Source organism: Roseivivax sp. THAF197b (assembly GCF_009363255.1).
Classification (GTDB): Bacteria; Pseudomonadota; Alphaproteobacteria; order Rhodobacterales; family Rhodobacteraceae; genus Roseivivax.
Map to the genome: position 1 here is coordinate 848,390 of NZ_CP045318.1, position 20,248 is coordinate 868,637.

Genomic DNA, 20,248 nt, shown 5'->3' on the forward strand with positions numbered 1-20,248 from the left:
GACCGGTTCTCGCGATTCCAGGCGTTCCCCGCAAGACGTCTGGCCATCGCCCGGCCCTTGTGGTCTACAAACCGCAACGACGAATGAGGGACCCCCATGAGCGATTTTGACTATGATCTGTTCGTCATCGGAGGCGGCTCCGGCGGTGTCCGCGCCGCACGTGTGGCCGCGGGCGAGGCAGGCGCGAAGGTCGCACTGGCCGAGGACAGCCGCTATGGCGGCACCTGCGTGATCCGCGGCTGCGTGCCCAAGAAACTCATGGTCTTCGCCTCCGAGTTCTCCCACGCGGCGGAAAATGCCCGCGGCTATGGCTGGCAGATGGAGCAGGGCACCTTCGACTGGTCGGTCTTCTCGGACCATCTGCGCGAAGAGCTCGACCGGCTCGAAGGGGTCTACAAGAAACTGCTCGACGGGTCCGACGTCGAACGTTTCGATCAGCGCGCCCGCCTGAAGGATCCCCATACGGTCGTGCTGGAGGACGGCACCGAAAAGACCGCCAAGCATATCCTCGTCGCCACCGGCGGGCACCCGGTGCGCCCCGATCTGCCCAATGCGGAGCTGGGCATGGTCTCGGACGATATCTTCCTGATGGAGAAGCTGCCGAAATCCATTCTGATCGTGGGTGGCGGCTACATTGCCTGCGAGATGGCGAATATCCTTGCCGGTCTGGGTGTCGAGGTCTCGCTATACGTGCGCGGCGCGCAGGTGCTGAACGGGTTCGACGACGAGGCCCGCGGCCTCATTGCCGAGGCGATGGAAACCCGCGGAATCGATATCCACACGGGCTCCAACATCGTCGAGATGCGCTGCGCCGAGGCCGAGGATTACGACGCATCCGAAGGGGCTGGCATGGGCGCACCGATCGAGGATGGCGGCGCGGTCGTGGGCGACAGCGGCATGGGCGGGCATGGCTCGGACGGCTCCGCCGAGAAGAAGGGCCCGATCTGGGTCAAGGCCACGAACGGGCGCGAGAAGATCTTCGATGCGGTGCTTTTTGCCACCGGCCGCAAGCCGAACACTGCCGATATGGGCCTCGAGGAGGCTGGCGTGACGCTGGGCCGCGGCGGCGAGATCGAGGTGGATGAATACAGCCAGACCTCGGTGCCCTCGATCTACGCGATCGGCGATGTGACGGACCGGGTGAACCTAACGCCCGTGGCGATCCGCGAGGGCATGGCCTTCGTCGAGACCGTCTTCAAGGGCAACCCGACGCCCGTCGATCACGACCTCATCCCCTCGGCGGTCTTCACCCAGCCCGAGCTGGGATCGGTCGGCATGACTGAGGCGGAGGCCGCTGAGCAGGAAGCGGTCGAGATCTACTGCACGTCCTTCCGCCCCATGCATTCCGCCTTCATCGGCAAGCCCGACCGAGTGCTGATGAAGCTGATCGTGTCGAAGGAAAACCGCAAGATCCTGGGCTGTCACATCGTCGCACCATCGGCCGCCGAGATGATCCAGCTTGCAGGCATCGCGGTCAAAATGGGCGCTACCAAAGAGGATTTCGACCGCACCTGCGCGGTCCACCCCACGATGTCCGAGGAGATCGTGACAATGCGGAACCCTGTGCGCAGCGCTTGAATTGCGCGCGGGGCCTCCCAGCTTAACACCAATGAATTCTGCTTAACTGGAAGGGAAGACACCACATGGCAGGCAACAGCGGCGGCCCATGGGGCGGCGGCGGGCAATCGGGCGGCGGCAATGGCCCGCAGCGTCCGCAAGGCGGCGGTGGCGGCGGCGGACGACGCCCCGACAACAACCAGATGCCCGAAATCGACGAACTCGTACGCAAGGGACAGGAGCGTCTGCGCGTCCTCATGGGCGGCAAGGGCGATGGCCGCAACGGCACCGGCGGCGGCAATGGCGGCGGCGGTGGTCCGCAGGTCGGTCGCGGTACGGTCATCATCGGCCTTCTCGCCGTGCTCGCGGTCTGGCTCTATTCCAGCTTCTACACCGTGCGCCCGGAAGAGCAGTCGGTCGAGCTGTTCCTCGGCGAGTATTCCTCCACCGGCAGCCCGGGTCTGAACTTCGCGCCCTGGCCGGTCGTCACCTATGAAGTGATCAACGTCACTTCCGAGCGGACCGAGAATATCGGCATGCGCCGGGGCCGCGACGGTGATGGCCTCATGCTGACCACCGATGCCAACATCGTGGATATCGAGTTCCAGGTCGTCTGGAACATCAAGGATCCCGCGCGTCTGCTGTTCAACATCCGTGACCCGCAGCTGACCGTTCAGGCGGTCTCGGAGTCGGTCATGCGCGAGATCATCGCGGCCTCGAACCTTGCACCGATCCTAAACCGCGACCGGGGTCTGATCGCCGATACCGCTCTGGCGAATATCCAGGAAACGCTGGACGAGTACGAGTCGGGCATCAACGTGGTCCGGGTGAACCTCGACCAGGCCGACCCGCCCGCCGAGGTGATCGACGCCTTCCGTGAGGTCCAGGCGGCCGAGCAGGAACGCGACCGTCTTCAGCGCCAGGCGGATGCCTATGCCAACCGTGTCCTCGCCGAGGCGCGTGGTCAGGCAGCCCAGACTCTGGAACAGGCCGAGGGCTATCGCGCCCGCGTCGTGAACGAAGCCATCGGTGAGGCTTCGCGCTTCATCTCCGTGGCCCAGGAGTTCAACCAGGCGCCCGAAGTGACCCAGCGCCGCCTCTATCTCGAGACGATCGAGCGCACGCTCGGCAGCATCGACAAGATCATTCTCGACGAAAGCGGCAATGGCGGCGGCCAGGGCGTGCTGCCCTATCTTCCGCTCAACGAGCTGAACCAGAGACGCACGCAGACCGGAGGGTCGAACTGATGAGTAAGCTCAATATCCTGATCGGCGCCGCGGTTCTGGTCGTGGTGGGCATCCTGTCGGCGATCTTCATCGTCGACGAGCGCGAAAAGGCGCTGGTGCTGCAATTCGGCCAGATCAAGCAGGTCCGCGAAGAGCCGGGCATCGGTTTCAAGGTGCCCTTCATCCAGGAAGTCGTGAAATACGACGACCGCATCCTGTCGCTCGACACCGAAACGATCGAGGTCACGCCTTCGGATGACCGCCGTCTCGTGGTCGACGCCTTTGCGCGCTACCGGATCTCGGACGTCGTGCAGTTCCGTCAGGCCGTGGGCGTGGGCGGCATTCGGGCCGCGGAAGATCGTCTTTCGTCGATCCTGAACGCGCAGATCCGGGAGGTTCTCGGTGCCGATCAGGTCACGTCCGACACGATCCTGTCGACCGAGCGCCGCAGCCTTGCCGTGCGCATTCGCGAACAGGCCCGCACCGAAGCGGCCAGCCTCGGCTTGCAGATCGTCGACGTGCGCCTGAAGCAGACCAACCTGCCGCAGCAGAACCTCGACGCGACCTTTGCCCGGATGCGGGCGGAACGGGAACGGGAAGCCGCGGACGAGATCGCGCGCGGTAACGAGGCCGCCCAGCGGGTTCGCGCCGCCGCCGACCGGACCGTGGTCGAGACTACTTCACAGGCGAACCGGGAAGCCGATATTGTCCGCGGTGAAGCGGATGCGGAGCGCAACAGCGTCTATGCCGAAGCTTTCGGCGACAATCCGGAGTTCTTCTCGTTCTACCGGTCGCTCTCGGCGCTGGAGCGCACGCTGCAGACGGACAATTCGACGCTGGTGATGTCGCCCAACAGCGATCTCGTCGGCCCGCTCTTCGACGCGATCCGCGCGGAAGGCCTCTCGGCGGTCAGCATCTCGAACACCGATATCGAGCGGCTGCGCGAGCTGGCACCGGATGTGCGCATCTCGCCGGATCTGCCGGACAGCGCCCGCGATCAGCTGGCGCCTCAGGACGATACGATGGCACCGATCGGCGAGGATGAGACACTGGACGTGCCGCTTGGCGCCACGCCGGATGACGAAAGCGCGGCAACGCCTGAAGCCTCGCCGACCGAGGAAGAACCGTCCGAAGTGACGAACTGATCCCATGTCGGGCGACACCATTCTGGTGATGCTCGCAGGAGCACTGATCGTGGAGGGGCTGGCCTATGCGCTGGCCCCTTCGCTTGTCGAACGCCTGCTTGAGGCGCTCTCGGCCATGCCGCTCGACCAGCGCCGCACATTGGGGCTGGTGACCGTGGCGACCGGAGTCGTCGTTTTGTGGTTCGCGGTCTGAACGGTGCAAGACGGCCTTGGCCGGATGCGGCAGATCGCCTGACCGGCGCCGCACCATCGCTGCCATATCTCAAATCCCTCGCATTTTTGTCGCGCTCGAAGGCGGGCGCGAGTGTCCCGTACGGGCATTTGGTCCCGTTGATATCCTGCCGTGCCGTTGCGCAATCGGCGCCACATGGCGGCCGATCCGCCGGAAAAGCGGACTCACAACCGGGTGACTTGCATGATCGACCTTTGAGACCTGCGCGAAAGCGCCTATCTTTGAGGAAACCGGCAGCGCGGACTGCCGCATGTCCGACCACAGATACAAGGATGCCCTGATTTGACCGCCCACGTTTCCGTCCGCAGTCGCGATATGCGTCCTGCCCTTCGTCTGTTCTGGCTGGCCAGCCTGTCGATGATCCTCATCCTCGCGCAATCCGTCTTCTCGAGCGCGCAGGGCAATGCCCCGCGCAGCTTTGCGGACCTTGCGGACCGGATCAGCCCCTCGGTCGTCAACATCACCACCGAGACCACGGTTGCCGGTCGCACCGGGCCGCAGGGGATCGTGCCCGAAGGCTCACCGTTCGAGGATTTCTTCCGGGAGTTCCAGGATCGCAACGGGCAGGGCGACCGTCCGCGCCGGTCTTCGGCACTGGGCTCTGGTTTCGTGATCTCGGAGGATGGCTATGTCGTCACCAACAACCACGTCATCGAAGGCGCGGACGAGATCCTGATCGAGTTCTTCTCGGGCGAGGAGCTGCGCGCGGAAGTGGTCGGCACCGATCCCAACACCGATATCGCGCTCCTGAAGGTCGAGGCTGATACGGCGCTGCCCTTCGTCAGCTTCGGCGACAGCGACACCGCGCGCGTCGGCGACTGGGTCATGGCGATGGGCAACCCGCTGGGGCAGGGCTTCTCGGTCTCCGCGGGCATTGTCTCCGCGCGCAACCGGGCGCTGTCGGGCACCTATGACGATTACATCCAGACCGATGCCGCCATCAATCGCGGCAATTCGGGCGGGCCGCTCTTCAACATGGATGGTGAGGTGATCGGCGTGAACACCGCGATCCTGTCGCCCACCGGTGGCTCCATCGGGATCGGCTTCTCGATGGCCTCGAACGTGGTGACCCGCGTCGTCGACCAGTTGCAGGAATTCGGGGAAACCCGGCGCGGCTGGCTGGGTGTGCGGATCCAGGACGTGACCGAGGACGTGGCAGAGGCGATGGGCCTTGCCTCGACCAATGGCGCGCTCGTCACCGATGTGCCGGAAGGCCCCGCCGCCGAGGCCGGCATGATGTCGGGCGATGTCATCATGAAGTTCGATGGCCGCGACGTGGTCGACACGCGTGGGCTCGTGCGTCAGGTCGGCAACACCGCTGTCGGCAAAGCCGTGCGCGTGGTCGTGAACCGCGACGGCGCGACCGAGACGCTGATGGTCACGCTTGGCCGCCGCGAAGAAGCGGAAAGCGCCGAGGCGGAGACACCCGAGGCGGAGACGCCGGAAACCCCGTCCTCGGCCGATCTGCTGGGGCTGAGCCTGACCCTGCCCAATGCCGAGCTGGCAGAGGAATTCAGCTTCGACGCCGACATGACGGGTCTTGTGGTCACGTCGGTCGACGAATCCTCGGAAGCCTTTGAGAAGGGCATGCGGGCGGGCGACGTCATCACCGAAGCGGGCCGCGAGACGGTGGCCGAGATCGCGGATCTCGAAGATCGGATCGCCGCCGCGAAAGAGGCGGGCCGCAAGTCGATCCTGCTTCTGGTGCGCCGCTCCGGCGATCCCCGTTTCGTGGCGCTGACGCTCGAAGAGTAATCGCAGCTTTCGAGATTTGGGTCAGGGGCAGGGCGCGGGCTTCCGCGCCCTGTTCTGCATTTGGCTGCCCCTTTTTGACAGGCGACTGCCAAGCGGTCGGTTTCGGTTCGAAAGTGCGACTGACGGTCTCAAAGGACGCAGCGGTGCCTGTATCTCGGTCACACGCAGCGGCGCAGTCTAGCCCGCCGGGGCCTGCCTGTCCGGCGTGGCGCCATCGACTTCCACCGCGACAAGTCCCAGCTCCCGCGCGGTGTTGAGGGCAAGTTTATCGCTGTCGAGACCGCGCTCCCGCTGGAAGGCTGCGATGGCCGCTCGTGTCGGCGGGTCGAGCCGCTCTGTCACCGCGCCTCCGTAATAGCCCCGCGCCACCAACGCGCGCTGCAGCGTGGCGATGAAATCGGGCGTGAAGGTGGGCGGGCAGGGCGCGGGGAAGCGGACCTCCTCGCGCGGGCGGACAAGTTTCGGCACGGTCGCGTTACGGTAGATCGGCGCACGGACAAGCGTGCCGTCCTCGGCGCGGACCTCCGGGACCACCAGAACCTGACCGGGGACCTGTTCGTAGACGGCGGGCGTGCGCTCCGTCGCGTAGCAGCCGCCGGCGGGGTCGGGTCGGGAATCGTCGTCGCCAAGGCCCATCGTGTTGAAATCGGGCCGCGCGCCGCCGCCCGTCTCAGGCCCCACGGGGCTGCACGCCATGGCCATGGCAAGACCGCCGACACAGACGGTAAGGACCGCGATGCGGGTCATGACGGGACGGGCCTCTGCTCTGCCTCTCGTTGGAGGGCAGGTTAGCCTGTTTCAGCCTTCTGCGAAAGCGCCTCGGGCGCGGCCAGCAAACGGTCGAGCATGGGCGAGATATCCTCGATCTCCTCGGCGATCACGTGGGTGACGCTGTTGTCGCGCTGCAGCCGTCCGGTCACCCGCAACATGCGGCCCGCGATCACCGCGCGGCGAAAGCGTTCGTAGATGCCACGCCAGACGATGACGTTCACGACGCCGGTCTCGTCCTCCAGCGTCAGGAAGATCACCCCCTTCGCGGTGCCCGGCCGCTGGCGCAGGATCACGAGCCCTGCCACGGCCACCCGCGCGCCCTGCGGCGGCAGGCCCGTCCGGTCCGCGGTCAGACAGGAGGGCGGGCGCGGCCAATCGACCGAGCCCTGGAATCTGGATGTGCTTGAGATCACCTGCATTAGAACAAATATAGAACAAATGGGTCCGGATGCAATCCGCGACCTCATAACCCTTTATCCTGCCGCGGCCCTCGCCTATGTCCCACGGAAACCTAATCCGAGGGAGACCCGCGCATGGCGAAAATCACCTATATCGAGCATAACGGCACCGAACACGTGGTCGATGTGAAGACCGGCCTTACGGTGATGGAAGGCGCCCGCGACAACGGCATTCCGGGCATCGAGGCCGATTGCGGCGGGGCGTGCGCCTGTTCCACCTGCCACGTCTACGTGGACCCCGCCTGGGTCGACAAGCTGCCCGCGAAAGAGGACATGGAAGAGGACATGCTCGATTTCGCCTATGAGCCCAATCCCGAGCGCTCGCGCCTGACCTGCCAGCTCAAGGTCACCGACGCGCTGGACGGGCTCGTGGTGCAGATGCCCGAAAAGCAGATCTGATCGATGCGGGGCGCGCTTCTCGCGGCGGTCCTGATCGCAAGCGCGGGATGCGCCGCCGCCAGCCAGATCACCGCGGCGCGTTATGACGGGCCGACCACGCGGTACGCCCATGGCGTTCTGGGCGATGCGGTCGAATACGAAGACCTCGTCGTGACCCTGTCCGATGGACGCGTCGTCACCGCCCATTGGGACGCGCCCATGGTGTTTGAGGATACCGCACCGCGTCTTGCGGATGTGGACGGCGACGGCGCCCCCGAGGTGATCACGGTCGAGACCCATGCCGAGCGCGGCGCGCGTCTGGCAATCTGGCACTGGGACGGCACCGCGCTGCGCCACCGCGCGACCGGCGATTTCATCGGCCAGACGAACCGCTGGCTGGCCCCTGCGGGCGTCGCGGATCTGGACGGTGATGGCCGGGTCGAGATTGCCTATGTGGACCGGCCGCACCTCGCCAAGACCCTGCGCCTCTTTAATCTGGTCGGCAATGACTTGTCCGAGGTCGCGCGGGCGGAAGGGCTCAGCAATCACCGGATCGGGTGGGATTACATCATCGGCGGCGCGGCGCCTTGTGCCTCACCACCCGCCCTGATCCTCGCGCGCGGGGACTGGTCCGAGACGGTTGCGGTCACATGGAACGGCGACCGGATCGTCACCACCGCGATAGGTCCATGGTCCCCGAGCCGGGCAGAGGCTGCGCGCACGTGCCGCTGAGCCGCTGACTGCGCAACACGGGGGGCGATCACGCGCGTCGCCAATATGCTTCATCGTCTCAATGTGTCGTCGGGGGGAAGCGATCGTTCGACAAGCGGAAGCCGCTCAACGTTCATGAGGGCCGGGCGTCGACACAGGCCGGGGCGACGAAGTACCTTCGCCTCATGCCCCCATCCGGCGGGCCAGCCGCGCCTCAAGCTGCACCAAGGCGTCATAGATCAGCACCGCGAACAGCCCCACGATCAGACCGCCCTGCAACACGTAGGCCGTATTGTTCGTCAGAAGTCCCGCGATGATCACCTCGCCCAAGGTGCGCGCCGCGACGGTGGAGCCGATCGTCGCGGTCCCGAGGGCGATCACCACCGACAGGCGGATACCCGTCAGCATCACCGGGAGGGCCAGCGGCAATTCCACCCGCAGGAGACGCTGCCAGCGGTTGAGCCCGATCCCGCGTGCCGCATCCATCGTCGCGGGCGGCAGGGTGGATAGTGCCGTGATCGCATTCTCGAAAATGGGCAGCAAGCCGTAGAGAAAGAGCGCGACAAGCGTCGGACCCGCCCCGAAGCCGAGTGCCGGCACGGCAAGCGCCAGCACGGCCACGGGCGGAAAGGTCTGCCCCATATTGGTGATCGTGCGCGACAGGGGCCGGAAGGCCGCCCCGGCAGGCCTTGTGACCAGGATCGCCAGAGTGACCGCCACCAGCGTGGCCGCCGCCGTGGCGGCAAGGACGAGACCCAGATGGCTCAGCGACAGGGACAGAAGCGAGCTGCGTTCGTAGATCACGGGCGCGCCCTCGGGCGCCAGTGGCGCGAAGACCGGTGTGAACCAGCCGGGCCGCAGCACCAGCGCCAGCAGCAGCAACACGAGCGCCGGACGCAGGAATGTGCCGATCTTCATGCGTGCATCTCGGCGCGGGCGCGGATCGCCTCGAAGGTCACGCGGCCTGCGGGGACGCCGTCCCGCTCCACCGGCACGGCCGACCGCCCCGTCCAAAGACAGGCCGACAGAGCATCGCGCAGGCTGGCATCGGCGGGCATGGCCGCCCCTTCGGCGGGCCCGTCCTCGAGAAGCTCCGCGAGCGGGATCAGCGACAAAAGCCGCAGCGGCCGCTCCACGTCGCCCACCATGTCGGCCACGAAACCGCTCGCAGGCTTGGCGATGATCTCGGCGGGGGTGCCATGCTGCACGAGCGTGCCGCCATCCATGACCGCGACGCGGTCGCCAAGGCGGATCGCCTCCTCCATGTCGTGTGTGACGAGCATGATCGTCGATCCGAGCGCTTTCTGGATCCGGCGCAGATCGTCCTGCGCCCGCGCCCGGATGATCGGGTCGAGCGCGCCGAAGGGCTCATCCATCAGCATGAGATCGGGGCGCGAGGCCAGGGCGCGCGCGACGCCGACCCGCTGCTTCTGACCGCCGGAGAGTTCCGACGGGAACCGGTCCCGAAACTTCGCGGGCTCCATCGAGAAGAGCGTCAGCAATTCATCGATGCGCGCGCGGATCTTTTCTTTCGGCCAATTCAGCAAGTCCGGCACCGCACCGATATTGCGCGCGACGGTGTGATGCGGGAAAAGCCCGTGCCCCTGGATCGCATAGCCGATGCGCCGCCGCAGAAGATGCGGTTTGGTGGCACTCGTCGCCTCGCCGTTGATCCGGACCTCGCCGGATGTCGGCTCTTCCAGGCGGTTGATCATCCGCAAGAGCGTGGTCTTGCCGGACCCCGACGTGCCGACGATCACGGTGATCGTCCCGGTCTCGACGGTCATGGTCACGCTGTCCACGGCCCGCGTCGTGCCGTAAGTCTTGGTGATCTGGTCGATCTCGATCATGCGGGCTCCTTCCGCGTCGGGCGGGCCAGGTCGACAAGGATGTCCATCACGATGGCCGATGTGAGTGCGAGGGCAACGGTCGGCAGCGCGCCCAAGAGGATCAGATCGGTCGCGGTCTGGTTCAGGCCCTGAAACACGAAAGTGCCGTAGCCGCCGCCGCCGATCAGGCCCGCGATGACAGCAAGGCCGATATTCTGCACCAGCACGATGCGCAGACCCGTTAGGATGATGGGAAGGCCCAGTGGAAGCTCGACCTGCCATAGCCGCTGCGCGGGCGTCATGCCCATGCCGCGCGCTGCCTCCAGCGCCGCAGGTGGCGCGGCACCAAGTCCGGCCACCGTGTTGCCCACAACGGGCAGCAGCGAATAGAGCACCAGCGCCAGAAAGGCAGGCGCAAAGCCGATCCCGGCAATGCCGATGGCTTCCGCGCCGGGCACGGTGTCGCCCACCCAGCCCAGAATGGGGATCATCAGGCCGAACATCGCAAGCGACGGGATGGTTTGCAGAAAGCTCAGGACCGGCAGCATCGTTCCGCGCAATTGCACCCGCCTGTGGCACAGGATGCCCAGCGGGAAACCGATCAACGCCGCCATGCCGAGCGAGCCGAACGCGAGCGCCAGATGCCGCAGCGTTGCATCCGCGAAGGCGGCTTTCCGTCCCTCGAATTCCTGCAGGATCGACAGCGGTGACAGCGCGCCGGACCAGAGAATGAGGGCCAGAGCGCCCAGAACGGCGGCCAAAAGCGCCCCGCGCGCAGCAGGGCCGGGCGATAGCTGCGACAGCGCATCGGCCATCAGCAGCATCAGCACAAGGAGCAGGCACCAGAATCCCATCGCCGGGGAGACGCGCGCATAGTCCCCTGCACCATCGAGCAGGGCAGGCCCCCCTTGCATCAGCAGCCACAGAAGTCCGGCGAGCCCGATCAGCGATCCCGCCAGCCGCAGGCGCGGCCGGGCCGCAGGAAGGCCCAGGCAAAGGCCTGCGACGATAGCGGCCACGCCCGGCACCGTCACGCCAAGCGCATCCACGGCCCATGCCGGAACGCCGTCGCCAGCCACGATCCGGTTGGCGGCCAGCGTCATGAACGGCAGCAGCAACGCCCCGAGCCCGAGCAGCGCGAAGAGGATGCCGGGCCGGGACAGACCGTCCTGAGCGCGCGGCCCGGCTATTTCGGTGACGCTCAGTCCAGCACTCCCGCCTCGGTCAGGTAGTCACGCGCCACGGCTTCGGCGGGCTCGCCGCCGACCTGGATGCGGCCGTTCAGCGATTGCAGTGTCTGCATGTCGAGCGCGCCGAAGATCGGGTTCAGCACGTCTGGAATCGAAGGATATTCCTCCAGGATTTCGGCGCGGACGATGGGGCTCGGCTCGTAGACCGGCTGCACGCCCTGGTCGTCCTCCATGACCACGAGGCCCGTTGCGCCGACACCGCCATCGGTGCCGTAGACCATCGCGGCATTCACGCCCGACGTGCCCCGCGCGGCGGCCTGAATCGTCGCGGCCGTATCGCCGCCCGACAGGATCACGGTCTGGTCCTCGCTCAGCTCGAAGCCATAGGTGTCCTGCATGGCAGGCAGCACCGCGGGCGAGGAGACAAACTCGGTCGAGGCGGCCAGCTTGACCGACCCGCCATCCGCGACCCAGGCGCCGAAATTGGACATGGTGGTCAGATCGTTCTCTTCCGCGACGGGGCCGGTCACCGCGATGGCCCAGGTGTTGTTGGCGGGCGCAGGCGCGAGCCAGGTGACGTTGTTGGCCTCCGCGTCGAGCTCGGCCGCGCGGGCATAAGCGGCGTCTGCATCCTTCCAGACCTCGCTCTCGGCTTCGTTGAAGAAGAACGCCGCGTTGCCGGTATATTCGGGATAGATGTCGATCTGGCCCGCAAGCAGGGCCTCGCGCACGACCTGCGTGCCGCCCAGTTGCAGCCGCCGTTCGACCGGCAGGCCCGCATCTTCGAGCGCGAGAGCGATGATATTGCCCAGGAGGCCGCCCTCGGTATCGATCTTGGAGGAAACGGTGATGTCGGCCTGTGCGGTGGCGGCAATCGTGCCGAAAAGGCCGGTGGCGAGGATCAGGCGGGTGTTCATGGGAAATCTGCTCCTGGCAAACTGTAAGTTGAAACGCCGTTGAGCGTTGGTTCCTTTGGCGATGTAGGCGGATGCGCCGCAGCGCCAAGCCTCGTGTCGTCGAAGCGGGGGTATGCGGGGCATGCGGACCTTCGGGCAGGGGGCTCGGCGCCGCGTTTGCGGAGACTGGCTATGGTGCTCATGGTGAGCCCCTTCGCGCGGGCATCTATGCCGCAGGACTGCCGGTGAAAGGCGCCGCGGCTTGGGGCCAAGTTCCGGCCCGCTCACCGCACCGGATCGAGCAGCGCATCGCCCAGCGTGCAATCGCGAACCACGTCACGTCCGCAGGGCACGGGCTCCAGTGTGCGCGACAGGCAAAGCCGTGCTTCCTGGATGCGGCCCGACCGGCAGGTGATGGTCAGCATGTCCGGCTCAAGATCGGGATTGTCCTTCAGAAACGCCTCCTCCACGACGGAGGCGGGCAGGGTGACGGGATCGGTGAGCCGCGTGAAGATCTCGGGCAGGACCACGGCATCGAACGCCGTTTCGGCGGTCTCGTAATAGGCCGCCGCGGAAAGGCCCGAACAGGTGCCGTGCTTTTTCCATTGATGCCAGGCCAGCCCCGACGTGCCCATCACATTCGCCATGTCTTGCGTCATCGAGCGCGGGGGCGGCGCATGCGGCGTGCGGCAATAGGAGGGCCATCCCTCCTCGAATTGCGGCCAGAGACCATGCAGGATCCAGCCCGCATCGCGTTCGGGTGCGCATTGCGGCGAGCGGCGGGCGTCCCCTTCCAGCGCGCACCAGGTGGGCGACCAGGTCATGGACAGGACGTAATAGTCGAAGTCTCCCGCGATCTCGCCCTCGGCCTGCGTCTGGCCGGGCGCGGCCAGAGCCAGGATTGCCGCGCAGGCGACGCCCGCGATTTTCTCTTTCAACTTGTCCATGCCGTGACTATATAGCCTCCAAGTTCCCCGACAATGGTGACTGTCCCGGCCCGCCGGGACCCGGCAGGGCCCAGGCCCCGCCCGCCCTGAGAGATATGTGAAGGAGAGTTTTATGGCCAAGCTGCTGCATCCCAAGGCCACCGCGGTCTGGCTGGTGGACAACACCACGCTGACCTTCAAGCAAATCGCCGATTTCACGGATATGCATGAGCTGGAAATTCAGGGCATTGCCGATGGCGACGTGGCCGCGGGCGTGAAGGGCTTCGATCCCATTGCCAACAACCAGCTGGTGCAGGAGGATATCGACCGCGCAGAGGCCGATCCCACGGCCAAGCTGAAGCTGAAGCACAATCCCGCCGCCGTGGACGAGGACAAGCGGCGCGGCCCGCGCTACACGCCGCTGTCGAAGCGTCAGGACCGTCCGGCGTCGATCCTGTGGCTGGTGAAGTTCCATCCCGAATTGTCCGACGGCCAGATCTCCAAGCTCGTGGGCACCACGAAGCCCACGATCCAGTCGATCCGCGAGCGGACGCATTGGAACATCTCGAACCTGCAGCCGATCGATCCCGTGGCGCTGGGCCTCTGCCGTCAGTCCGAGCTCGATGCCGCCGTGGCCAAGGCCTCGAAAGCCGCCGAGAAGGTCATGGATGACGACGAGCGCCGCAAGCTCGTCTCGACCGAGCAATCGCTGGGCATGGATCCCGAGCCGCGTCTGCCCTCCAGCATGGAAGGGCTCGAAAGCTTTTCGCTCTCCGACCCGCGCGAGGAGGAAGAAGAGAAGTCCGACAGCGATTACGCGGATGCGGATTCGTTCTTCAACCTGCCCGATGGCGGGAATGACGACGAGGACGACGACGACAAGTAAGGGCGGCTGCCTTCATGGGCCCGCAGGGAACCCGCGCTCCGGCGCGGGTTTTTTTTCGCCGGGGTCCGCGCGGGCAGATATTCCGAACGTGTCCGGCGCCATCTGCCTCGGACGGTGGGTTTTCCCCCACCCTACAGGGCTGATCGCCAAGGCGCAGGATATGAGACTGTTGCCGTAGGGTGGGTGAAAACCCACCATCCGACCGTGCCATCCTCGCGCTCCGGTCGCCGTATCCGACGCGGACACGATCGCGCATGGCCCGACTCGCCAAGACGGGTGAACACCACCCGCGCGCCGCCGCGGCACACGCAATCCTGTCCGCGCGCGTCCTTACACCCGCTTGCGGGCATTCAGCGCAGCCGTGATCGTCCCGTCATCGAGGTAATCGAGCTCCCCGCCGATGGGCACGCCCTGGGCCAGGGAGGAAATCTCGACACGGTCCTCAAGCTGATCCGCGATGTAATGCGCCGTGGTCTGCCCATCGACCGTCGCATTGAGAGCGAGGATCACCTCGGTGATCTCCTCGCTCGCCACGCGGTCCACGAGTTTGGGGATACGCAGATCGTCCGGACCCACCGCATCGAGCGCGGAGAGCGTGCCGCCCAGCACGTGATAGCGGCCCTTGAAGACGCCCGCGCGCTCCATCGCCCACAGATCGGCCACGTCCTCGACCACGCAAAGGAGGCCTGTCGCGCGGGCCTCGTCGGCGCAGATCGCGCAGATATCCGACGTGCCCACATTTCCGCAATTCAGGCATTCCCGCGCGGTCCGGGCGACATCGGCCATGCTCTCCGCGAGCGGCTGCAACAACAGCCCGCGCTTGCGAATGAGATGCAGCACGGCGCGACGGGCGGAGCGGGGGCCGAGCCCCGGCAGCTTCGCCATCAAGTCGATCAGCGCGTCGATCTCGCTGCGGTCAGCCATGGGGCGCGTGCGACCTGCCTCAGAAGGGCAGGTTCATGTCCTTGGGCAGGCCCATGCTTTCCGCAAGCTTGCCCATCTCTTCCTTGGAGCGCTCCTGCGCCTTTTGCTGCGCATCCTTGATCGCCGCCAAGATCAGGTCCTCGACCACTTCCTTGTCGTCGCCATTGAAGATCGACGGGTCGATGTCGAGCGTCTTCAGCTCGCCCTTGGCGGTGCAGCTTGCCTTCACGAGGCCTGCGCCGGCCTCACCCTCGACCACGATGTTGTGCATCTCTTCCTGAAGCTCGGTCATCTTGGTCTGCATGTCCTGGGCGGCTTTCATCATCTTGCTCATGTCGCCGAGCCCACCAAGTCCTTTGAACATCTCGTCTCTCCTGAATACGGGTGTTTCCCCTGAGATACGGGCGCGGGGGCCGTCTCACAAGGTCAGTCGTCCTCGAAAGGATCCCATTCCTCCTCGACCTCGGGCAATGCCTCGGCCTGTGCTTCCTGCGCCTCTTCCTCGGGCGTGGTGACCTTGAGGATCCGCGCTTTCGGGAAGACGTCGAAGACCGCGCGCACCATGTCATGGCTTGCCGCCTCCTCGCGCAGCGCCAGCACGTCGGCATCCCGCGTCTCCACGAGCGTGGGCGCCTCGCAGCCGTTCACCAGCGTCACCGCCCAGCGATTGCCGGTCCAGCGCGACAGGGACGCGCCCAGCCTTTGCGCCAGATCGGGGGCGGCATCCTCGGTCGGGGTGAACTCGATCCGGCCGGGCTGATAGGCCGCGAGCCGCACGCCACCCTCGACCTCGACCAGAAGCTTCACGTCGCGATTGGCACGGATCAACTCGAGCACGTGGTCAAATGTCGGATAGCGGGCAAGCGCGTCATCTTTGGCGACCGCGCGCACCGCATTGCCGTCATGAGAGGCCGAGGGCCCCGAGGGTCCGCGATGGGTGGGCACGGGTACGCCCTGGGCCTGCGCGCCACCGCCTGCGGGCGCATGGGTCATGCCGCCACCTCCGCCGCCGCCGGGCGGGGCAGGGGGCGGGCTTTCGGCCTGCAGCTTGCGCACGAGGTCCTCGGGCGAGGGCAGTTCGGCCACATGCGTCAGCCGGATCACCGCCATCTCGGCCGCCATCATCGCGTTGGGCGCGGCGGAGACTTCCTCCAGCGCCTTCAGCAGCATCTGCCACATCCGCGTGAGCGGCCGCATCCCCAGCGTCTGGGCCAGGGCCTGCCCGCGGGTGCGCTCATCAGGCGAAATGGTGGGGTCCTCCGCCGCTTCGGGCGTGATCTTCACGACGGAGATCCAATGCGTGACCTCGGCGAGATCCCGCAGGATCGCCATCGGGTCCGCGCCATCTGCATATTGCGCCGACAGCTCCGTGAGCGCCGCTGCCGCATCGCCCTTCATGATCGTCTCGAAGAGGTCCAGGACGCGCGCACGATCGGCGAGCCCCAGCATCGCGCGCACCTGAATGGCGGTGGTCTCTCCCGCGCCATGGCTGATCGCCTGATCGAGAAGCGAGGTTGCATCGCGGGCCGATCCTTCGGCAGCGCGCGTGATGAGGGCCAGCGCATCGTCGGTGATCTCGGCCCCTTCGCCGGTCGCGATGCGGCGCAGAAGCGCGATCATCACCTCGGGCTCGATCCGACGCAGATCGAAGCGCTGGCAACGCGACAGGACGGTGACCGGCACCTTGCGGATCTCGGTCGTGGCGAAGATGAATTTGACGTGGGCGGGCGGTTCCTCAAGCGTCTTCAGAAGCGCGTTGAACGCGCTTGTGGACAGCATGTGAACTTCGTCGATGATGTAGATCTTGTAGCGCGCCGAGGCTGCGCGGTAATGCACCGAATCGATGATTTCGCGCACATCGCCGACGCCTGTGTTCGACGCCGCGTCCATCTCCAGCACGTCCACATGACGACCTTCCATGATCGCAACGCAATGTTCGCACTGACCGCAAGGTTCCGTCGTGGGGCCGCCTTCGCCATCGGGGCCGATGCAGTTCATGCCCTTGGCGATGATCCGCGCCGTGGTGGTTTTGCCTGTGCCGCGAATACCCGTCATGATGAAGGCCTGCGCGATGCGGTCGGCGGCGAAGGCGTTCTTGAGCGTGCGCACCATCGCATCCTGCCCGACGAGGTCGGCGAAGGTCTCGGGGCGGTATTTGCGGGCGAGGACCTGGTAGGCGGAGGGAGCTGTATTCATGGCGTGATGGTCCTGTCTCAGGCCTGACTTGTCCAGAGCGCGGGCGGTGCCGCGCAAAATTCTTAGATAAGAATTTTTCGCCCCACAAAATTATCCAATTTTGTGGGGCGCGGGTCTTAGCTCAGCGCGGCGTCACAGCGCGCGCAGGTCGCGGGATGGCTATGCGTGCCCACATCGGGCAGGATCTTCCAGCAACGCTGGCACTTTTCGCCCTCGGCCAGGTCGACCTCTACAACTACAGGTGCTGTCCAATCGCCATCTGCTTTCTCCTGAGCCCGTTGTTCTGAAACGGTGATTTCCGACACGATACACACGTCGGCGAAGTCAATACTGTCAAGGTCTGCCTTGGCTTTTTCTGCATTAGGCCAATGGCTTGCGACGGTGCCTAGGTGGACTACTGGTGCGGCTTCAAGGCTTGCTCCTATCAGACCGTCTCGGCGCGAAGTCTCCAGTGCTCCGGTAACGTATCGACGGACTTCTCTGATGCCACGCCATTTCGCCGCCAGCGCGTCGTCGCGCCATGCCGCGGGCGTCTCGGGGATGTCCTGCAGATGCACCGAGCTGTCGTCGCCCGGGAACCGCTCCAGCCAGACCTCTTCCATGGTGAAGACGAGCACCGGCGCAAGCCAGGTCGTCAGGCGGTGGAACAGGATGTCGAGCACCGTGCGGGCCGCGCGCCGCCGGGCCGTATCGCCATCGCAGTAAAGCGCGTCCTTGCGGATGTCGAAGTAATAGGCCGAGAGGTCCACCGTGGCGAAGTTGAACAGCGCCTGGAACACGCCCTGGAAATCGAAAGCCGCGTAGCCCGTGCGCACGCGTTCATCGAGCTCGGCCAGACGGTGCAGCACCCAACGCTCCAGCTCGGGCATGTCGGCAGGCTCCACGCGGTCCGATTCCTCGAAATGCGCGAGCGCCCCCAGCATGAAGCGCATCGTGTTGCGCAACCGGCGGTAGCTGTCTGCCGTGCCTTTCAGGATCTCGGGCCCGATGCGCTGATCGGCGGTATAGTCGGTCTGCGCCACCCAGAGCCGCAGGATATCCGCGCCATATTGCTGCACGACCTTCTCGGGCACGATCGTGTTGCCGAGCGACTTGGACATCTTGTTGCCCTTCTCGTCCAGCGTGAAGCCGTGGGTGACCACGTTGCGATAGGGCGCGCGGCCCATGGTGCCGCAGGCCTGCAGCAGCGAAGAGTGGAACCAGCCGCGATGCTGGTCGGTGCCTTCCATGTAGACATCGGCGATGCCGTCTTCGCTGCCGTCCTCGCGGTCGCGCAGCACGAAGGCGTGGGTCGAGCCTGAATCGAACCACACGTCCAGGATGTCGAAGACCTGATCCCATTCGGCCGGGTCGTAATCGTTGCCGAGGAAGCGTTCCTTGGCGCCGTCCGCGTACCAGGCATCCGCGCCTTCCGCCTCGAACGCGGCGTTGATCCGCGCGTTCACGGCCTCGTCCTTCAGCAGGAAGTCCGGATCGGTGGGCAGCGCGCCCTTTTTCGTGAAGCAGGTCAGCGGCACGCCCCAGGCGCGCTGGCGCGACAGAACCCAGTCGGGCCGCGCTTCCATCATCGAATAGAGCCGGTTGCGCCCCGATTGCGGTGTCCATTTCACCTGGTCGATTGCGGTCAGGGCGCGGCCGCGGATGGTCTCGCCCAGATCGTCCTGACCGTCGCCCACGGGCCGGTCGATGGCCGCGAACCATTGCGGCGTATTGCGGAAGATGATCGGTGCTTTGGAGCGCCAGGAATGCGGGTAGGAATGTTTCTGCCGCCCACGCGCCAGAAGGCCGCCGACCTCAACCAGCTTGGCGATCACCGCGCCATTGGCCTTCTCTTCCTTGCCCTTGTGGTTGAACACGCGCAGCCCCGCGAAGAACGGAACGTGCGGCAGGAATTCGGATTCCTCGCCCACATTATGCGTCATCCGGTCGAGCCAATTGCGCTTGAGGAAGCATTCGTAGTCATCCGCACCGTGGCTCGGCGCGGTATGCACGAAACCCGTACCCGCATCGTCGGTGACGTGATCGCCGTCGATCATCGGCACGTCGTAATCCCAGAAGCCCTCGGCACCCTCGGCTCCGCGGAAGGGATGCGCCATGTGCAGCGTCGAGAGCTCATCGGCCGTGACCTCGCGCACGCGCTCCCAGCCACCCTCTTCGAGCCGCGCCTTGGTGAAGACGTCGCCCGCGAGGTTGTCGGCCACGATGTAGCGATCTCCCACGGAGGCCCAGCATTCCTCGGGCGTGCGGGTGACCTCGTAGAGCCCGTAGGAGATGGCGGGGTTGTAGGCCACGGCCTTGTTGGACGGGATGGTCCAGGGCGTTGTGGTCCAGATCACCACCTTCACGCCGCGCATGCCTTCCGCGATCAGGTCCGAATCCGCGCCCGCGAAATCGTCATCCTCGCCCTCGGCCATGGTGACATGCCCGCCGCGCACGATCTCGAAGGGCACCCAGATCGTGTGGCTCTGGTGCTCGTGATACTCGATCTCGGCTTCGGCAAGTGCTGTCTTCTCGACGGGCGACCACATCACGGGCTTCGAGCCCTGATAGAGCGTGCCGGTCATCAGGAATTTCTGGAATTCCTCCGCGATCACGCGCTCGGCGTGGAAATCCATCGTCAGGTAGGGCTTGTCCCAGTTCCCGGTGATGCCGAGACGCTTGAACTCGTCGCGCTGGATGTCGATCCAGCCTTCGGCGAAGCGGCGGCATTCCTGGCGGAAATCGACGATGTCGACCTCGTCCTTGTTCTGGCCCTTGGCGCGGTACTGTTCCTCGATCTTCCACTCGATGGGCAGGCCGTGGCAATCCCAGCCGGGGATGTAGCGCGCGTCGCGCCCCATCATTTGGTGGGAGCGGACGATCATGTCCTTGATCGTCTTGTTGAGCGCGTGGCCGATATGAAGGTGCCCGTTGGCATAGGGCGGGCCGTCATGCAGCGTGAAGGGGGGACGGCCCTCGGCGCGCTCGCGCAGGCGGTCGTAGATGCCGATCTCGGCCCAGCGGGCCAACCAGTCGGGTTCGCGCTTGGGCAGACCCGCGCGCATGGGAAAATCGGTCTTGGGCAGGTTCAGCGTGGCTTTGTAGTCAGGCTGATCGGTCACGGTGTCGGCGCACATCTGTGGCGTCCTCGGAAATGGAGTATCGGATGGGGTGAGGGGCGGCGCGGCA

At 65.8% G+C, this 20,248-nt stretch carries 19 protein-coding genes; 8 read left to right on the forward strand and 11 right to left on the reverse strand.

Translation table 11 applies throughout. The annotated features are described in order from the left end of the window. Positions 1 to 96 precede the first annotated feature (96 nt). The 5 genes from FIV09_RS04290 (at position 97) to FIV09_RS04310 (ending at position 5,915) form a co-directional block, all read left to right on the forward strand. Positions 97 to 1,578: an FAD-dependent oxidoreductase gene (locus FIV09_RS04290; protein ID WP_152448838.1), complete on the forward strand. Its 1,482-nt coding sequence runs from the start codon at positions 97 to 99 to the stop codon at positions 1,576 to 1,578. Between the two features lie 65 nt (positions 1,579 to 1,643). Then, entirely contained in the window at positions 1,644 to 2,804 is a 1,161-nt protein-coding gene (hflK, locus tag FIV09_RS04295) for an FtsH protease activity modulator HflK (RefSeq protein WP_152448839.1), read from the forward strand. Next, positions 2,804 to 3,928, forward strand: a complete 1,125-nt coding sequence (gene hflC, locus FIV09_RS04300; protein ID WP_152448840.1) for a protease modulator HflC — start codon at positions 2,804 to 2,806, stop codon at positions 3,926 to 3,928. The genes hflK and hflC overlap by 1 nt, the downstream gene beginning before the upstream one ends. A 4-nt stretch (positions 3,929 to 3,932) precedes the next feature. After that, positions 3,933 to 4,121: a DUF2065 domain-containing protein gene (locus tag FIV09_RS04305; protein WP_152448841.1), complete on the forward strand. Its 189-nt coding sequence runs from the start codon at positions 3,933 to 3,935 to the stop codon at positions 4,119 to 4,121. Between the two features lie 354 nt (positions 4,122 to 4,475). Next, positions 4,476 to 5,915, forward strand: coding sequence for a Do family serine endopeptidase (locus tag FIV09_RS04310; protein WP_254702348.1), 1,440 nt, complete (start codon positions 4,476 to 4,478; stop codon positions 5,913 to 5,915). Between the two features lie 177 nt (positions 5,916 to 6,092). Here the strand turns inward: FIV09_RS04310 and FIV09_RS04315 are convergent, their stop codons facing one another. Together FIV09_RS04315 and FIV09_RS04320 are read right to left on the reverse strand one after the other, a co-directional pair. Then, positions 6,093 to 6,662: a peptidoglycan-binding protein gene (locus FIV09_RS04315; RefSeq protein WP_254702308.1), complete on the reverse strand. Its 570-nt coding sequence runs from the start codon at positions 6,660 to 6,662 to the stop codon at positions 6,093 to 6,095. 41 nt (positions 6,663 to 6,703) lie between these two features. After that, positions 6,704 to 7,105, reverse strand: a complete 402-nt coding sequence (locus tag FIV09_RS04320; protein ID WP_152448842.1) for an OB-fold nucleic acid binding domain-containing protein — start codon at positions 7,103 to 7,105, stop codon at positions 6,704 to 6,706. Positions 7,106 to 7,219: 114 nt separating this feature from the next. Here FIV09_RS04320 and FIV09_RS04325 point away from each other — a divergent pair, with 114 nt between their 5' ends. Both FIV09_RS04325 and FIV09_RS04330 read left to right on the forward strand, forming a co-directional pair. Beyond that, positions 7,220 to 7,543, forward strand: coding sequence for a 2Fe-2S iron-sulfur cluster-binding protein (locus FIV09_RS04325; protein WP_152448843.1), 324 nt, complete (start codon positions 7,220 to 7,222; stop codon positions 7,541 to 7,543). Positions 7,544 to 7,546: 3 nt separating this feature from the next. Then, positions 7,547 to 8,254 (forward strand): VCBS repeat-containing protein, encoded by a 708-nt coding sequence (locus FIV09_RS04330; protein WP_152448844.1) that lies wholly within the window; start codon positions 7,547 to 7,549, stop codon positions 8,252 to 8,254. A 162-nt stretch (positions 8,255 to 8,416) separates the two neighbouring features. Here the strand turns inward: FIV09_RS04330 and FIV09_RS04335 are convergent, their stop codons facing one another. The 5 genes from FIV09_RS04335 to FIV09_RS04355 form a co-directional block, all read right to left on the reverse strand. Beyond that, entirely contained in the window at positions 8,417 to 9,151 is a 735-nt protein-coding gene (locus FIV09_RS04335; RefSeq protein ID WP_152448845.1) for an ABC transporter permease, read from the reverse strand. Next, positions 9,148 to 10,083, reverse strand: coding sequence for an ABC transporter ATP-binding protein (locus FIV09_RS04340; protein ID WP_152448846.1), 936 nt, complete (start codon positions 10,081 to 10,083; stop codon positions 9,148 to 9,150). The genes FIV09_RS04335 and FIV09_RS04340 overlap by 4 nt, the downstream gene beginning before the upstream one ends. Beyond that, positions 10,080 to 11,180: an ABC transporter permease gene (locus FIV09_RS04345; protein ID WP_254702309.1), complete on the reverse strand. Its 1,101-nt coding sequence runs from the start codon at positions 11,178 to 11,180 to the stop codon at positions 10,080 to 10,082. Before FIV09_RS04345 ends, FIV09_RS04340 begins: the two co-directional genes overlap by 4 nt. A gap of 83 nt (positions 11,181 to 11,263) precedes the next feature. Further along, positions 11,264 to 12,169 carry an ABC transporter substrate-binding protein gene (locus FIV09_RS04350; protein ID WP_152448848.1) on the reverse strand — a complete coding sequence of 302 codons (906 nt, stop codon included), beginning with the start codon at positions 12,167 to 12,169 and terminating at the stop codon, positions 11,264 to 11,266. Between the two features lie 263 nt (positions 12,170 to 12,432). Then, on the reverse strand, positions 12,433 to 13,095 hold the full coding sequence (locus FIV09_RS04355; RefSeq protein WP_152448849.1) for a ribonuclease T2: 663 nt from the start codon (positions 13,093 to 13,095) through the stop codon (positions 12,433 to 12,435). 112 nt (positions 13,096 to 13,207) lie between these two features. On the opposite strand from FIV09_RS04355, the gene FIV09_RS04360 reads away from it, so the two are divergent. Then, complete coding sequence (locus tag FIV09_RS04360) at positions 13,208 to 13,960, forward strand: DUF1013 domain-containing protein (protein WP_152448850.1); 753 nt, start codon at positions 13,208 to 13,210, stop codon at positions 13,958 to 13,960. Between the two features lie 330 nt (positions 13,961 to 14,290). On the opposite strand, the gene recR is transcribed toward FIV09_RS04360, so the two are convergent. The 4 genes from recR to ileS all read right to left on the reverse strand — a co-directional run bounded on the left by recR (position 14,291) and on the right by ileS (position 20,196). Continuing rightward, positions 14,291 to 14,884 carry a recombination mediator RecR gene (gene recR / locus FIV09_RS04365; protein ID WP_152448851.1) on the reverse strand — a complete coding sequence of 198 codons (594 nt, stop codon included), beginning with the start codon at positions 14,882 to 14,884 and terminating at the stop codon, positions 14,291 to 14,293. A gap of 19 nt (positions 14,885 to 14,903) precedes the next feature. Beyond that, positions 14,904 to 15,248, reverse strand: coding sequence for a YbaB/EbfC family nucleoid-associated protein (locus FIV09_RS04370; protein ID WP_152448852.1), 345 nt, complete (start codon positions 15,246 to 15,248; stop codon positions 14,904 to 14,906). Positions 15,249 to 15,310: 62 nt separating this feature from the next. Continuing rightward, positions 15,311 to 17,080 (reverse strand): DNA polymerase III subunit gamma/tau, encoded by a 1,770-nt coding sequence (locus tag FIV09_RS04375; RefSeq protein ID WP_152448853.1) that lies wholly within the window; start codon positions 17,078 to 17,080, stop codon positions 15,311 to 15,313. 116 nt (positions 17,081 to 17,196) lie between these two features. Then, positions 17,197 to 20,196, reverse strand: a complete 3,000-nt coding sequence (ileS, locus tag FIV09_RS04380; protein WP_152448854.1) for an isoleucine--tRNA ligase — start codon at positions 20,194 to 20,196, stop codon at positions 17,197 to 17,199. Between the last annotated feature and the right edge of the window lie 52 nt (positions 20,197 to 20,248).